Raw genomic sequence first — 15229 nt, forward strand, 5'->3', positions numbered from 1 at the left:
TAATAAAATATGAGAAGAGGGTTATTCTCTCTTCAAATGAGCTTTCTTACACTTTCTAAATCAAACAAAAGCATAATTAGCGCCGGAGTATAGCTATTACGCCTTGAACTTGGCTTTATCCAACTGATGTTTTTTTAGTTTGTCGTACAAGGTTTTGCGTGATACCTGTAATTCTAGTTGAACCTCTTTGAGTCTGCCGCGATGTCTTTGCAATGCATCGAATAACAAGCAATATTCAAAGTATTCTGTGCGCTGAGTCATACTCTGAATTTCAAGACTTTTCTCACTGTTCCAATCTTCCATTCTAAAAGTATCTGGCTTGAGGGCACGAAGTTCAGCAAATTGGCGTAGCTGCTTAACGTTTTCTGGCCATTCGAGACTGGTGAGGTGTTTGACCTCTTCTAGGCTGATATGTGGCGGCTGTAACTGATATCGGCTCGCTGTGTGGCGCACAAAGTGCTTGTATAAAGGCCCTATATCTTCCTTTCTTTCATCGAGCGTCGGTAAGTGAATTAGAGTCGCCAGGGATTTTAGAGGTGGCTCGGCTTGGGTGGTCGCGCCAAAAACACGTTCAAGTTTCGGGTGCTTGAACAAGTATTCCCATTGTTCAAATGATACATGCTCTGCGCTATGTAAGTACAAACTGCAGTGGCGTTTTCCTTCACTTAAGCGGTGTATGGCTTTGTCGAGCGCTTCTAATGAAAGCTCATAGAGGTCTTCACCAGAAGCGGCGATTAGCTCACTATCTGGTGTTGCATGTATGTCGTGGGCAAATTGTGCAGCGAGTCGCCGACCCGTACCATCTTGACCTACAAAAATGAGCGGCTGGCTTGTAGGCGCACTGATCAAGGCGCGACGAATACTAACCATGGCCTTACTATGACCAATCATTTTCGGACCAACATGAGTTTGCATGTCGAGCTCTTTCTTAAGCCAGATGTTTTCTTGCAACAAGTTCAGTTTATCGCTGGCATTGTTGAGCGATTTCATGAGCTGTTCCGTTGAAAACGGTTTTTCTAGAAAGTCGTACGCGCCGCTTTTCATCGCATCTACCGCGGTTTTCACATCTCCATGTCCAGTAAGTACGATGAATTGAAAGTGATCGTTTTTGCTTCGCAAAGTTCGCATAAACTCCAAGCCATCCATCACGGGCATATGGATATCGGTAATGATAATCGCAGGTGTATTTGAGTCGATTACGCGTAAGGCTTCTACTGCGTTTGGTAAGCAGGTGACGTCTATCCCTTCAATCAGCAGGGCTTGAGACACGGCATCACGAATGTGTGGTTCGTCATCAACAAAGAAAACTGGGTTATTCATGGTCGTTTTCCACTTCTGGGGTACGTTTATTCTGATTGACTATTGGTAGCGTCACGATAAAGGTCATCCCTCCTGCTTGTTGTTCTGTGTTCTGATGTTTATAGGCACAGAGGGAGCCGTGATAGCTCTCTATAATCCGCTTGGAGATTGTTAAACCTAATCCAAGACCCTCCGGCTTAGTCGTAAAAAATGGGTCGAACACTTTTGCTAGGGCTTCGTCTGACATCCCTGGCCCGTTATCGGAAACAAGAATGTCGCAACTGTCATCATGACACTGAACAGCAATGGATATTTGCGGATCGATACAGTGGTTTTCCATCGCTTGTGCCGCGTTGTGGAAGAGATTGATCAGCACTTGTTCTAATTCAACGCTGTGAATGGCCAGCTTCACATCATAGTCGATGGCCGGAACTTTTAGTGTTACTCCTTGCTTAATAAGCTTGTTGCTCAAAATGCTGGTGGCAGTATGTACCGCGTCGTGCAGTACTGAGATTTCATTGTGTGAATCGTGCGTGGCTTTCCGAGTAAAGACTTTTAAGCGGGCAATGACTTCCGAAATGGTGTCATTAAGTGTCAGCATTTTGCCCAAATTGTCGGCGACCATTGGGTATTTTTCCATTGCCAACAAACGCTGCGAGTTTTCGGTATAGGTTCTTAGTGCGGAAAGTGGCTGATTTATCTCATGATTAATACTGGCTGATAGCTCGCCCAACAATGCCAATTTCGCGGCTTGCGTCAGTTCTTGTTGTGTTTGTTTAAGCTCTTGTTGGCTTTGCTCATATTGGCGGATGGTCTGTTGTAGTTTTTGGTTGGCTTCACTCAGAACTAGTGTCCGTTGCACTACTTTTTCTTCTAGGCTCACATTGAGATGAGCAAGGCGCGCTTTGTTAACTAGGGTTTGGAACCACGCTAACGCAATTAGAGCAATGAGCGCATATAAGATCAGGAAGACGATATCGGCCTGTAAAACGGCGGCAAGAACGCTGTTGTGGTTAATTAAGGCAACGACGCGAAACCCTTTATCCAATAAGTGTGTTGCGTATGCGAGGTAATTCGGTGATAGAAGCAATTGATTGTCATCAAACTCCGTGACACCACTGTGTGCCGTTAACTCACCAAAATATTCGGGTAAGGTATCGCCATATTGACGCGTTTCGGTAAGTTCATTTATTGCACTCGATGACAGTGGGAAAAGTGCACGATAGCGCCAGTCTGGTAAATTGCTCATAAACACGACATTGTGTTTATCTGTAATGAGTACGTCAGTCGTGGTTTGCGAAAGGCGCTGTTCTAATTGCTCCAAATTCACTTTTACTGTGATCACGCCAACGACTTCCTCATTTACCCACAGCGGAGATGAGAAGAAGTACCCACGTTTATTCGAGCGTACGCCTAATCCAACGTATTGAGCGGGCTCACCGCGTCGCGCATTTTTAAAATAGGGGCGATAGCTAAAGCTAGAGCCAACAAACGTATCTTCTTGCTGAAAGTTACTTGAGGCTATGACTAACCCGGTACGGTCATGAACGTAAATCGTATCGGCCAAACTTTGCTTCAACCAATCTGATAACAGTAGGTTGAGCTCTTGAGAGGGCGTTCCGCGCTCGACTGCTTTGAGTAGTCTTGGGTCGTGACTTAATAGGTTTGGTATCTGTTCAAACTTTGCCAGTTCGTAGTCCACTTCTTGTGACTCTTGCGCGGCTTGTCTCTCTAGCTTTTGTTGCCATTGATCATGTTGGTATTGAGTTGCGTAATGATGAGTAAGCGCAAGCCCTGAAATGCCGACGGCACACAGTAGCAGTAAAAAATGACGTAGGGCTTTGGGGTTGAGTAAGTTCACGATCGGCTCACTGGTTTTTTGTGTCATGGTATCAAATGACGCACTGTGATGCTGTGAGCGGCAACGATAACAAGCACAATGATGTCCTTGTATTTCCTCAGTATCGGGAGCACAATCGACAAAAACGAGTGAAGGAGTAAAGATGGAACTTGCTGATATTCGTCGTGAGTACACCAAAGGTGGGCTGCGTCGTAAAGATTTGAAAGCTGATCCTATTGATCAATTTAATCTGTGGCTAGAGCAAGCAGTTGAAGCGGGTTTAACGGACCCGACTGCGATGACAGTTGCAACGGTTGATGAAAATGGCATGCCGTTTCAACGCATTGTTCTATTGAAAAACGTCGACAAAGATGGTTTTGTGTTTTACACCAACCTAGGCAGTCGCAAGGCCCAGCAGCTAGAGCATAACAGCAATATTAGTTTGCACTTCCCTTGGCACCCGTTAGAGCGCCAAGTTCATATTACTGGTGTGGCTGAAAAGCTTACCGCCGTAGAGAATATGAAATACTTTACTTCTCGTCCTAAAGAGAGCCAGTTGGCCGCAATCGCGAGCAAACAAAGTAGCCGTATTTCTGCCAGAGGTGTGTTGGAAGGTAAGTTTTTAGAGCTAAAACAGAAGTTTGCTAAGGGTGAAATACCAGTACCAACCTTTTGGGGTGGCTTTCGCGTAAAACCAAAGAGCATCGAATTTTGGCAAGGTGGCGAACATCGCCTTCACGATCGTTTTCTTTTCTCCCAGCATGATGGAAGTTGGGACATTGATCGTTTAGCGCCATAGGCTTATGGTCCCTCATGAATAAACAAACACCGCCGAATTGGGGCGGTGTTTTTGTAGGTGGAAGCGATGCGAATTATCGCTCTCCATTCAACACAACCGATAATTGATGCTTAAGCAGCGTTTTGGGTACAACAGAGCCGTAGCCTGCTTCCATTGCTTTATCTATTAGTTCGTTCTTGCTGTTCGCTGCAAACTTATTACGTAAGCGTGCGACGTGACCTTCAACGGTTTTTGTTGATATGCCCATGACCTGAGAGATAAATTGAGGCTTTTTGCCATAGAGCAAGAGGAAAAGCGTTTCTTGCTCGCGGCATGTGAGCTTCTCTGGTTTTGGTTGTAAGTCAGAAAAACGAAAGATGGATTGTTGATTTGGGTTGGTACTGATTGCACGACAAACCCAATACCCGACTTCAATCACGGCGGTGTCGGTGAGTTCCCTTCCGTAGAAAATGGTGCCTACGATGTCGCCTTTGTCATCTCGCCACGGTGTTTTAGTAAATATATGTGCTCGCCAGCGGCCATCTGGATAAGGGTGGATATCCAGAATTTTTAGTGACTCGCCAGTTTCGAGAACGTGTTTATCTTGGCGTTGAAATTCTTGCGCGCATTCAGTGGTTGGGCTGGCCATATCAAAATCAGTTTTACCCAAGCACTCCTCGGGCGATGTGTGCCCTAACAGTTCTGCGTATTCCTGGTTTACGTATAGGAATACCGAATCTTTATCTTTGCATCCCCAACAACCTGGTAGCTGTTTAAGGAGGGATTGTTCTATGGTATCGACTGAAATATTCACAAAAGGACTCACTACATACTGCTTTTACCAATACAGAGACGTCCGTGTTACATGGCTCGTATTGATGTTGCCAAGTAGGCAGTTACGTTGCTAGAACACGTTCGTTGATTGGCGCTCAATCCAATTAAATTCATGGTGTTCGATGTTTTCGTCAGGTAGTCATAGACAACGACGAAATGGAACGAAGAGTTTAATTGGGAAAATGGTCTGTTTCATTACAGATATGTGCGCTCACGGATGTCCGCCTAATGTTCGGCTTACAACTCGTATCGTCCTTGATCATGCTTCCTACAACTCAGTTGTAATGTGTTTGACTTTCATATCACTTGTGAGCGAAAGAGCAGCACCTAAGCATATGAGAGGGACAGTGAGACAAAAGCTATGATATCAGCTTATGCCATTGTTTTCATTGTTGAGAAGCGAAAAAAAAGCCAGCCTGAAGACGGGCTGGCAACACAAGATATAATCTTGTCGACGTGTAGAAGAGGTTCTAAATTACCTAGCGAGGGTCTGCTAAGTAAGTTAGAGGTATCAATGAGATACCGAGAGCTTTAGATCGTATGCATCTTAAAGCTCGATAACTAATGTATTGAATCAGAGGCATATTAGTAAGGGGGGAAATCCCTCTATGTTGAGCTTAAGCGTGGGTTTCGATCCGTTTCAGGGACGACCTATCTAATATGGAGCACGATGTTTTACAAAATAACGGATTGTTCGGTAATAAGGATCTTTACATTGATTGATTATGTATACGTAAGGTGTTGCCTATCTATCCGTTTTTGTTAATAAAATTGGTTGCTCACTGACCGTAAATTAACCTCGCATGATCATCGTTCCGGAACTATGATCATGTAAATGAACTTGATCATGCTGATTTGATCTTGTCGATTGAGTTGGGTAAAAGTTGCAACCCAACAAAGAAGGTATATGATGCGAAGACGTAAGCTGACCGTGTAAAGACGACTGTTTAAAATGAGTGATTCAGATAACCAAAAAATCCTTTCATATCAAGAGATTATGCTGCCAAAGCCGGCGGAGCTGATCACACTTCCGTCTTATATGGATTGCCACGATCATTCTTATACGCAGATCGTGATTGGTTTAAAAGGGCAAGCCGAATTTGAAGTGCGCGGGCGAGGTAATCTTGTCGGCCCTGGTCAAGGTTGTGTGGTTACCGCATGCTCTGATCATGCTTTCGGTGGCGTCATCAATCAATCGGATATTTTGGTGCTGAATATGCCCAAACCGACAAATGATGATCCTGAAATGCTTCAAAAAATCAATAACCTGGAGAGAGACCATGTCTACTTCCAGTTAGATAGTCAAATTCAGAAGCTGATACAGATGTTGGTTCAGGAAATGCGAAACCATCCGGATGACCTGCTGTTAAGTCGTGCGTGTAACGACACTGTGATTGCGTTAATGCAGCGCCATATCTCGGCATTTGAGACCAGTCGAAAAGAGTCGCGCTTTGATTTGGAGGCGATTGATCGTTACATTGAGCAGCACCTGAGTCATAAGATTAGTGTGGCTCAATTGGCCGGGCGAGTGTTTCTTGGGGAAAGTCAGTTCCATTGCTTGTTTAAAGAGCAGATGGGGATTACTCCTCATCAATATGTTCTCGGAAAGCGAATCGACATGGCTCGTGAATTAATCGAGCAAGGTCACCTTTCTTTAGGGCAAATTGCCGAGTTTACTGGCTTCTCAAGCCAGAGTACTTTTACTCATACTTTTACTCGCTTACAGGGAATATCACCTTCCCGTTATAAAAAACAAGTTGGATAACAACGCGTTTTTTAGGTCAAATAATCATCAATTAGAATAAAGCCATGCACTATGCATGGTTTTTTTATGTTTTATTCACGTGACCTATCTCTCGTTTTTTTAAATTCTCTGTTCTTTGCAGTGGTTGATATGCCACTTGATCCTACATTTTCTCTTAGAACGAGCTCTTCACAAAAATCTTATTGATATTCTTGATATTTTGTTGTGAATGCAATGAAAAAATTAAAATTTACAACACAAAATATTACCTATTTGAATGTGACTATGTGGATGTTTTGTTATAAAAGCGAGTTTTTGGCAAAAATGTCGTAGTTTTTGACAAGTATTCTTATCGGCCTCAAAATACACTGCCAGCCATTGATAATCCTCGAAGCGGTTTTCGAGGAGTGAGATTGAGGAACACACATGTTTACAGCTACGAACGTGTTGACACCGGAATTTATCGGGCAGCCGCTTGATAAGTTGTGGTCACTGATCTCGCCATTATATATGGTGGACGAGTCTCAATGGCTAGAGCAACTATTGCCACTAGCGACGCCGACAGAGGATGAAAAATCGGCGATCACTACCCAAACGACCCACCTTATCGAAGCCATTCGTGCCGATAAGAAGTCAATCCAGATGATTGATGCTTTATTGCTGGAATACAGCTTAGATACTCAAGAAGGTATCTTGCTGATGTGTCTTGCAGAAGCATTAATGCGCATCCCAGATGCCGCGACAGCAGATTCTTTGATTAAAGATAAGTTGAGTGTCGCAGACTGGAAATCTCACCTGAAAAACTCTGACTCTGTGTTTGTTAACGCATCAACATGGGGCCTTATGCTAACAGGTAAAGTGGTTGGTCTTGGTGAGCAAGGCACCCAGAGCCCAGGTCAGGCTGTAAACCGTCTGGTAAATAAATTCTCTGAGCCCGTGATTCGTAAAGCCATGTATCAGGCAATGAAGATAATGGGTCACCAGTTTGTTCGTGGTCGTACGATCGAAGAAGCGCAGAAGAACGGTCGCCCAATGCGCGACAAAGGTTTCACCTACTCGTTTGATATGTTGGGTGAGGCGGCGTTAACGACAGCGGACGCGAACAAGTACTTCAAAGATTACCTAATGGCGATCGAAGCGGTGGGTCGCGAGACTTACGGTAACGACACCAGCCCTGCGCCTTCGATTTCCATCAAGCTTTCTGCATTACATCCGCGCTACGAAGTCGCAAATGAAGAACGTGTAATGACAGAGTTGTATGACTCACTAATGCAACTACTAAAACGTGCTATTGAAGTCGACGTTGCAATCACAATCGATGCAGAAGAAGCGGATCGCCTTGAGCTTTCTCTGAAGCTATTTGAGAAAGTGTACCGTAGCGATCTTGTGAAAGGTTGGGGCAAGTTTGGTTTGGTTATTCAAGCCTACTCAAAACGTGCGCTACCAGTCTTGGTGTGGCTAAATGCACTCGCAAAAGAGCAAGGTGACGTTATTCCTCTGCGTTTGGTTAAAGGCGCGTACTGGGACAGCGAAATCAAGTGGTCTCAACAAGCGGGTTATGCAAATTACCCAGTATACACTCGCAAAGAAGCGACGGACGTTGCATACCTAGCTTGTGCTCGTTTCCTACTTAGCGAAGGTGTTCGCGGTAATATCTACCCACAATTTGCAAGCCACAATGCTCACACGGTTACGGCAATTGCTGTCATGGCGGAGCACAAAGAATACGAGTTCCAGCGCCTGCATGGTATGGGTGATTCACTGTATAACCATGTTATGAAAATGTACGGTCAGCCAGTACGTATTTATGCTCCTGTCGGTAGCCATGCTGATCTTCTTCCGTACTTGGTTCGTCGTCTGCTTGAAAATGGTGCGAACAGCTCGTTTGTACACCGTCTAGTTGATGCGCGTTGTCCGATTTATGAGTTGACCCATCACCCTGTGGATGTGTTGACGGGTTTTGACACGCTACACAACGACAAAATTCCATTGCCTGCCGATATTTTCCCTGAGCGTAAGAACTCATATGGCGTCAACATTGACATCGACAGTGAAGCGAAGCCATTTGAAGCTCAGGTCGAAAGCTTCATGGACAACCAGTGGGTTGCAGGCCCGATGATCAATGGTGAACGCTTTGCCGAAAGCATGATCAAGGAAAATGCGGCTGAGATCATCACCGCACCATACGATCGCCGAATTGAAGTCGGCAAAGTGGCATTTGCAACTCTTGATCACGTTTCCGCTGCAATTGATGCGGCGCAAAGTGCTTTCTCTGATTGGAAAGGTGTTCCTGTTGAGCAAAAAGCGGCTTGTTTAGAAAAGCTTGCTGACTTAATGGAAGAAAATCTGGCTGAGCTGGTGGCGATTTGTCACAAAGAAGCGGGTAAAACGATTCACGATAGCATTGATGAAGTTCGTGAAGCAGTGGATTTCTGTCGTTATTACGCGAAACAAGCGCAAAACCTACAGCCATTTGAGCTAGAAGGTTTTGACGGTGTGAAACGCATTTCTAGCCGTGAAGGTCTTGGTGTGTTTGTGTGTATCAGCCCTTGGAACTTCCCGTTGGCTATCTTCCTTGGTCAGGTAACGGCAGCACTGATTGCAGGTAACACTGTGGTTGCAAAACCTGCTGAGCAAACAAGCTTAATTGCCGCTCGCGCTATTGAATTAATGCTTGATGCGGGTTTCCCTGCTGGTGTGATTCAGTTACTTACTGGTCGCGGCGCTGAGATCGGTCATGCACTGACTTCTCATGATGCTATTGCTGGTGTGGCATTCACTGGTTCAACGGCAACGGCGCAACGCATTAACGTCACGCTTGCGGAGCGCAGCGCGAAACCGGTTCCGTTTATTGCGGAAACAGGTGGTCAAAACGCAATGATCGTGGACAGTACTGCATTGCCAGAGCAGGTGGTGCGTGATGTGATTCGTTCGGCGTTTGCATCTGCTGGTCAGCGTTGTTCTGCCCTTCGTGTTCTATTTGTACAAGAAGATGTAGCAGACCGTATGATCAACCTGATTCAAGGTGCGATGAATGAGCTGTATGTTGGTTTACCTTACCTACACAAAACGGATGTTGGTCCGGTTATCGACAGCAATGCAAAACAAAAACTCCTTGCTCACCTTGAGCAAATGAGCAAAACACAGACTAAAGTCGCTCAGCTACAGCTGGATGAATCGTGCCAGCATGGTGACTTTGTCTCACCAAGTGCGTTTGAAATCTCGGGCATCGATGTGCTGAAAGAAGAACAATTTGGTCCAATCTTGCACATTGTTCGCTTTAAAGCGTCTGAATTACCGAACGTGGTTGCGCAGATCAACAAAACGGGTTTTGGATTGACGATGGGTATCCATAGCCGTAACGAAACCACGTACCGTTGGATTGAGAAACATGCTCGAGTAGGTAACTGCTACATCAACCGAGACCAAGTTGGCGCTGTGGTTGGTGTACAGCCGTTTGGTGGTCAAGGCTTGTCGGGTACTGGCCCGAAAGCTGGTGGTCCACACTACCTATTCCGCTTTACTCAACATCTTCTTGCTCAAGCAGAAAACGCATAAGGAGTCGCATTATGGTTCATCAGATCACCTATTTTAAAGATGCATTCTCTGCGTGGGAGCAGTGGAATCTGACTGATTTTGATTACAAATGCGAGCATGTTCTGGCATTTAAATCTGCACTAGAAGGGCAGCAGTCTACCGTTGCCAAGGTGGTTTCTTACCACTTGCAACAAGCATCAGCTCTTCTTGCAGAAACTCACCAGTTAGTTGGCCCTACAGGGGAAACTAACGAACTGTATGCCGCAGGACGCGGTGTGGCTTTGGTGATTTGTGAAAACAACATCGAGCCTGCTGATAATGCGTTATACAGTGCTTTTGCGATGATCACCTGTGCCTTAATTGCAGGCAACAGTGTGGTCGTTTGCAGTGACAATGCAGAGCTAAACCAATTGGTTAAGCAAGCTGTAGCGTTGGCAAACTTCCCATCTAACTTAGTCCAGGTTGTTGCGTACGATGCGTCTGCCCCGTTGCTTGAGAGCGATGTACGTAGTGTGGGTTATGTTGGGCGTTCACAGATTGAGCATGCGCTCAATCTTCAACTAGCTAAGCGTGACGGTGCAATCGTCGGCTTAGTTTCTGAAACGGATTTAGAGTCACCGAAATTGGCTCATGATCCTCATCTCTCGTTGCGCTTCATTACTGAGCGCACTCGAACGATAAATATTACCGCGGTGGGTGGTAACGCAACTCTACTCGAGTTGGGGAACGAAACTCACTAACCTGACTTGTAATGCCAATCTGGAGTAACTGGACTGAGAGCCGGTCCAGATTGGTTTTTTATACTCTGATGTATTGCTGAGACGGTAAAATATCAGGGCAGGCAAGGAAGGAAATAATTATAACGAGGACTATCTAATGATAGAAAATAGCTTTGCTATCACGTCCACTTTTGTGGCGTATTTACTGATTATGGTTGCTATTGGCGTTTACGCGTATAAGAGGACTTCCAATTCATCTGACTACTTCCTAGGTGGCCGTAGCCTAGGTCCGTGGCCTGCTGCATTATCTGCAGGTGCTTCAGACATGAGTGGTTGGTTGCTGCTAGGCTTGCCTGGCTATGCGTACGCTGCGGGTATCGAGGCCTTCTGGTTAGCCGGCGGTCTACTTCTTGGTACATGGGCAAACTGGCTCATCAGTGCAAAACGCCTCCGTACCTACAGTATCCAAACTGACGCGCTAACGTTGCCAGAGTTCCTGTCACGTCGCTTCAACGATAAGTCGAAACTGATTCAGACAATCTCTGCGTTTTTCATTCTTCTATTTTTCCTTTTCTACACCAGCTCAGGTTTGGTCGCAGGGGGCAAACTGTTTGAGACGGTATTCGGTCTAGATTATACCTACGCTGTTATCATCGGTACGGTGTGTGTCGTTTCTTACACACTATTCGGTGGTTTCCTAGCGGTATCTTGGACTGACTTAGTGCAAGGTCTGCTAATGGCGGCTGCGCTAATGATTGTTCCTATAGCGGTAATGGACGGTGGTTTAGGTCAGCTAAGTTCTGATCTACATGACATCAACCCAGAACTTGCAACGCTATGGAATGACGCGAAAGGCGAACCATTGTCTGCGATTGCCATTATCTCTCTAGCGGCGTGGGGCCTTGGTTACTTTGGTCAGCCACACATCCTAGCGCGTTTTAAAGCGTCTCGTTCAAACAAAGATCTAACGACTGCACGTCGTATCGCAGTGATTTGGACGGCACTATCTATGGTTGGTGCAATGCTTGTTGGTCTTGTTGGTCTGGTTTGGGTTACGGGTCATCCGGGTACTCAACTAGAGGACGGTGAGAAGATCTTCATGCTATTGGTTAACGCAGTATTCCACCCTGTCGTTGCGGGTATGTTGTTAGCAGCAATCCTAGCGGCGGTAATGAGTACCGCTGACTCACAGCTCCTTGTTTCATCTTCAGCGCTTGCAGAAGATTTCTACAAGCAAGTATTCAAGCCAGAAGCGTCTTCTGAAGAAATCGTAATGATTGGTCGTATCGGTGTTATCGTTATTTCGCTTGTTGCGCTATTCCTAGCGATGACGCCTGATAGCTCAGTACTTGGTCTTGTATCTTACGCTTGGGCTGGTTTTGGTGCGGCATTTGGTCCTGCGGTTGTACTTAGCCTTTACTGGAGCGGTATGAACCGTAACGGCGCGTTAGCAGGTATTCTTGTTGGTGGTATCACTATCGTGGTTTGGAAGCAGCTAACTGGCGGTTGGTTTGATGTGTACGAAATCGTACCGGGCATCATCTTCTCTACGCTTGCTATCATTGTGGTAAGTAAAGCAACGGGCGGTGCTGCGCAAGACGTGTTAGACCAACACCAGTCGTTCGAGAAAAAACTGGTTGAACTAGACTAGTAACTTCCCTTATATGAACACAAAGCCCGCTATTTTAGCGGGCTTTGTTTTATCCGAAACTTAATTAACGTTAATGGTGGTAGCTTGAGATCAGAGCTTAGCATTGCTCGGTTAGATTGGAGTGTTAGTCGCGACGAATTTTGGCGTAAATAACGGTGTTACTCAGCTCTCCCGATGTGGTAAGACGTTCGTTTCTGAGCTCTCCTTCGAACTCATAACCACAGCGCTCGGCTACAGCCCGGCTCTTTTGGTTGGTGCTATCAGCATGAATTGCGATTCTCTTGGCACCCAAGTCATCAAACGCATAGCGCTCAACTTCGAGCACAGCCTCGGCAACATAACCATTGCCAACGGCAGCATCATCTAACCAATAACCTATCTCAAAGGATGGTACGTCGGGATCTCGAATCATCAAGCCGACCGCACCCAGTAAGCGATCGCTTTCCTTTTCAATGATGTAGTAACGCAGCTCTTCTTCGAAGTTTTCAAAGTTTGCGATGGCTTTCTCTGTCCCTTCTATCATCGCTTCTAATGTCAGCACATGAGGCACCCACGGCAGATAGACTTCGAGAGTCTTTTGGCTGCGAACGACAGCTTGATGCGCCTCTTCGGCTCGTTCTAAACAAGCAGGGATGAGTTTGAGACGTTTCGTTTCCATGCCGACTCTCCTATGGGTGAAAAATGAACGGAAAATCATTTAAACAGATGTACTTAGAATGATCTAGTCAACGCCGTCATATTATTCACTTGGTTTGCCAGAGAGAAACTGAGAGAATCGAACCGTTATCAAACCAACTAGGTTCATTATGAAACTTTTAGTAAGAAACTTGGCTCGTCACATGACCGAGCAAGATATCCGCAAATTATTCTCAGCGTACGGCAAAGTAGAACTGTGTTCGCTAGTGCTTGATCAAGACACGGGTTTGTCGAAAGGCTTCGGTTTTGTCATCATGCCGGACGAAGCAGAAGCCATTTCTGCTCTTGAAGCACTGAATTTGACGAACGTAGAAAAAAGCAAAATTCGCGTGAAAGTCGCACAAGACTAATACAGAGAAAAGCCAGCGTTATTGCTGGCTTTTTTGTCTTTCTATTTAGAGACCAAATTGGCAACATTCTAGAATGTCTTCTCTTTTCGTTTTAGCGAGATTGATCATCAATTCTCTCTTCAAGTTGTTTCATTAAATCCTTTAACTGTAGAGAATCGAAATTGTCTGAATTCGGCACTTGGTAAGCGTCGTTGACTGTGTAGAGCATCAAACTTTTGCTAGAGAGGAACTCTTTCTGTATTTGGACTTTGACAATGTCATCAAGAGGTAGACGGAAGTAAACCGTTGAGCCCTGGCGGTACTTCAAGGTGTTGGTGCTTGCATCGATATCTAGCGTTTTAGGATTGAACGCGCGGCGCGTGAAGTACGTTGAGAGCAGTTTCAATCCTATTATTGTGAGTGCTACGAGTCCAAACTCGACGACCTTGTCTGCTAGGTAGGAAAAATAGAACAGCGACAACAATACAGTTCCTAGCAAGAAAGGGTTGTTCTTGGGCAGATTTTGTGAAGTTTCATGGATAATCATCCGACATATTCCTCGACTTTATTCAGAAGCGACGAACGTGAGTTGGTAGACACAAACCTTTCGTTCTTTGCCTTGCATGCGCAATGTTTTGTCACCGATGTAAGGGATATTTAGTTTTTGGATCACCGATTTAGAACGCTGATTGTCCACCAAATGCATCACGGTTATTCCGTTTAACTCAAAGTGCATTCGAGCAAATTCGAGTAAGGCTTTGGAGGCCTCGAATGCATAGCCTTTCCCCCAATGTGGCACGCCAACCCAGTAGCCTAATGTACCGTAGCCCTCTTCGATACACGGTAAACTCACTGCACCAAGTAACTCACCAGTGTTTCGCAAGGTAATAGCGTACGCCACGCCTTGATGCTGCTGATACATCGGATCGTGCCTATCTATCCATGCTTGCGCCATCGGTCGCTCATAAGGATGAGGGATGTTTGCTGTCATGTCGGCAATTCGCTTATCTCCAGCGAGTAAAGCCACTTGTTGGCAGTCATCGATATTGAATGGCCGGAGGACGAGTCTTTCGGTAGTAAGAGTCGGTTGTATCGTCATGCATTTCTTCCTTGATGAGACGGCTATAGCTGCTAGCAACTGGTTTGCGAGATAAATCAAGATAACAAGGCGTCTCGAAAGCTCGATCTAGCCAGCTGTAAAGTTGTCATGCGCCTTACTAAATAATAAGCCCGAACAATTGCTTATGTGTAATGTGTCGTATTATTACACACATAAGCACGTTTGCTCATATTGATGGTACAAAAGTTGAGGTCTGACCAATGTCTCAGTTTTTTGATACTTTCGTTCAATTTTTTGAAGATAGGGCACAAAAAATTAAAGGAGCTTTTTAATTGTGGAATTATTTTGAACAAAATATGTCAATTGTCAGTAGGACGAAAAAGTAGGGAGAAGAGAAATGCCGGATATATATTGCGCAGCTTGTAGAAAATCAACGCAACATAAAGTGATTATGAAGCGTTGCGAGCCTCAGTCTGTTGACTCGTTAACAGGCAAAATGGTGAGTTTTACACAGCTGATGGCGAAATTTGTATCAGGTGAACATTATTACGAGATGGAGCCTCAATACTACTGCCGTTGTTGTAATCATCGTGCAATTGGAGAGGTTGTTCCACATCCTGCACGGCATACATCGGCCGCACTCTAACTCTGAGTGATAGCCATGATTAATGGCTAAATAGGGCGGCGTTGCCCGAACGACATATCTATACAGGCGTGTCATGCGCTTTCAAATTTGCGACTC

The 15229-nt window shown here is 45.3% G+C and carries 13 protein-coding genes; 7 read left to right on the forward strand and 6 right to left on the reverse strand.

All coding sequences use genetic code 11. The features are described 5' to 3' along the window. Positions 1-96 precede the first annotated feature (96 nt). Complete coding sequence (locus R7M72_RS05365) at positions 97-1320, reverse strand: sigma-54-dependent transcriptional regulator (protein ID WP_005383565.1); 1224 nt, start codon at positions 1318-1320, stop codon at positions 97-99. Further along, positions 1313-3187 (reverse strand): ATP-binding protein, encoded by a 1875-nt coding sequence (locus R7M72_RS05370; protein WP_238764855.1) that lies wholly within the window; start codon positions 3185-3187, stop codon positions 1313-1315. The genes R7M72_RS05365 and R7M72_RS05370 overlap by 8 nt, the downstream gene beginning before the upstream one ends. 115 nt (positions 3188-3302) lie before the next feature. Here R7M72_RS05370 and pdxH point away from each other — a divergent pair, with 115 nt between their 5' ends. Next, the gene (gene pdxH, locus R7M72_RS05375) at positions 3303-3938 is read left to right on the forward strand and encodes a pyridoxamine 5'-phosphate oxidase (RefSeq protein WP_005374570.1); all 636 of its coding nucleotides are present in this window, start codon (positions 3303-3305) and stop codon (positions 3936-3938) included. A gap of 73 nt (positions 3939-4011) precedes the next feature. Here pdxH and R7M72_RS05380 read toward each other — a convergent pair whose 3' ends face one another. Next, positions 4012-4731: a PAS domain-containing protein gene (locus tag R7M72_RS05380; RefSeq protein ID WP_017820063.1), complete on the reverse strand. Its 720-nt coding sequence runs from the start codon at positions 4729-4731 to the stop codon at positions 4012-4014. Between the two features lie 972 nt (positions 4732-5703). Between R7M72_RS05380 and R7M72_RS05385 the strand changes: the two genes are divergently transcribed. The 4 genes from R7M72_RS05385 to putP all read left to right on the forward strand — a co-directional run bounded on the left by R7M72_RS05385 (position 5704) and on the right by putP (position 12402). After that, complete coding sequence (locus R7M72_RS05385) at positions 5704-6516, forward strand: AraC family transcriptional regulator (protein WP_025768702.1); 813 nt, start codon at positions 5704-5706, stop codon at positions 6514-6516. Positions 6517-6921: 405 nt separating this feature from the next. Continuing rightward, the gene (gene putA, locus R7M72_RS05390; RefSeq protein ID WP_318056088.1) at positions 6922-10053 is read left to right on the forward strand and encodes a bifunctional proline dehydrogenase/L-glutamate gamma-semialdehyde dehydrogenase PutA; all 3132 of its coding nucleotides are present in this window, start codon (positions 6922-6924) and stop codon (positions 10051-10053) included. Between the two features lie 11 nt (positions 10054-10064). Continuing rightward, positions 10065-10772, forward strand: coding sequence for a delta-1-pyrroline-5-carboxylate dehydrogenase (locus R7M72_RS05395; RefSeq protein WP_005392153.1), 708 nt, complete (start codon positions 10065-10067; stop codon positions 10770-10772). A 136-nt stretch (positions 10773-10908) separates the two neighbouring features. Further along, complete coding sequence (gene putP / locus R7M72_RS05400) at positions 10909-12402, forward strand: sodium/proline symporter PutP (RefSeq protein ID WP_005374582.1); 1494 nt, start codon at positions 10909-10911, stop codon at positions 12400-12402. A 124-nt stretch (positions 12403-12526) separates the two neighbouring features. Here the strand turns inward: putP and R7M72_RS05405 are convergent, their stop codons facing one another. Further along, the gene (locus tag R7M72_RS05405) at positions 12527-13060 is read right to left on the reverse strand and encodes a GNAT family N-acetyltransferase (protein WP_053350135.1); all 534 of its coding nucleotides are present in this window, start codon (positions 13058-13060) and stop codon (positions 12527-12529) included. Between the two features lie 148 nt (positions 13061-13208). Between R7M72_RS05405 and R7M72_RS05410 the strand changes: the two genes are divergently transcribed. Beyond that, complete coding sequence (locus tag R7M72_RS05410; RefSeq protein ID WP_005374587.1) at positions 13209-13448, forward strand: RNA recognition motif domain-containing protein; 240 nt, start codon at positions 13209-13211, stop codon at positions 13446-13448. Positions 13449-13539: 91 nt separating this feature from the next. Here the strand turns inward: R7M72_RS05410 and R7M72_RS05415 are convergent, their stop codons facing one another. Together R7M72_RS05415 and R7M72_RS05420 are read right to left on the reverse strand one after the other, a co-directional pair. After that, positions 13540-13974, reverse strand: coding sequence for a hypothetical protein (locus R7M72_RS05415; protein ID WP_258481617.1), 435 nt, complete (start codon positions 13972-13974; stop codon positions 13540-13542). 18 nt (positions 13975-13992) lie between these two features. Further along, positions 13993-14526, reverse strand: coding sequence for a GNAT family N-acetyltransferase (locus R7M72_RS05420; protein ID WP_054575373.1), 534 nt, complete (start codon positions 14524-14526; stop codon positions 13993-13995). Between the two features lie 358 nt (positions 14527-14884). Here R7M72_RS05420 and R7M72_RS05425 point away from each other — a divergent pair, with 358 nt between their 5' ends. Continuing rightward, a complete protein-coding gene (locus R7M72_RS05425; RefSeq protein ID WP_081007959.1) occupies positions 14885-15133 on the forward strand; it encodes a hypothetical protein in 249 nt (82 codons plus the stop codon). Positions 15134-15229 lie beyond the last annotated feature (96 nt).

The sequence above is a fragment of the Vibrio sp. YT-18 genome (assembly GCF_033337345.1).
In the GTDB taxonomy this organism is placed as follows: domain Bacteria; phylum Pseudomonadota; class Gammaproteobacteria; order Enterobacterales; family Vibrionaceae; genus Vibrio; species Vibrio alginolyticus.

Bases quoted from the DNA above. Each gene is read 5' to 3' on its own strand.
- R7M72_RS05365 (WP_005383565.1), bottom strand. From the start codon at position 1,320: ATGAATAACCCAGTTTTCTTTGTTGATGACGAACCACACATTCGTGAT.
- R7M72_RS05370 (WP_238764855.1), bottom strand. From the start codon at position 3,187: ATGACACAAAAAACCAGTGAGCCGATCGTGAACTTACTCAACCCCAAA.
- pdxH (WP_005374570.1), top strand. From the start codon at position 3,303: ATGGAACTTGCTGATATTCGTCGTGAGTACACCAAAGGTGGGCTGCGT.
- R7M72_RS05385 (WP_025768702.1), top strand. From the start codon at position 5,704: ATGAGTGATTCAGATAACCAAAAAATCCTTTCATATCAAGAGATTATG.
- putA (WP_318056088.1), top strand. From the start codon at position 6,922: ATGTTTACAGCTACGAACGTGTTGACACCGGAATTTATCGGGCAGCCG.
- R7M72_RS05395 (WP_005392153.1), top strand. From the start codon at position 10,065: ATGGTTCATCAGATCACCTATTTTAAAGATGCATTCTCTGCGTGGGAG.
- putP (WP_005374582.1), top strand. From the start codon at position 10,909: ATGATAGAAAATAGCTTTGCTATCACGTCCACTTTTGTGGCGTATTTA.
- R7M72_RS05405 (WP_053350135.1), bottom strand. From the start codon at position 13,060: ATGGAAACGAAACGTCTCAAACTCATCCCTGCTTGTTTAGAACGAGCC.
- R7M72_RS05410 (WP_005374587.1), top strand. From the start codon at position 13,209: ATGAAACTTTTAGTAAGAAACTTGGCTCGTCACATGACCGAGCAAGAT.
- R7M72_RS05415 (WP_258481617.1), bottom strand. From the start codon at position 13,974: ATGATTATCCATGAAACTTCACAAAATCTGCCCAAGAACAACCCTTTC.
- R7M72_RS05420 (WP_054575373.1), bottom strand. From the start codon at position 14,526: ATGACGATACAACCGACTCTTACTACCGAAAGACTCGTCCTCCGGCCA.
- R7M72_RS05425 (WP_081007959.1), top strand. From the start codon at position 14,885: ATGCCGGATATATATTGCGCAGCTTGTAGAAAATCAACGCAACATAAA.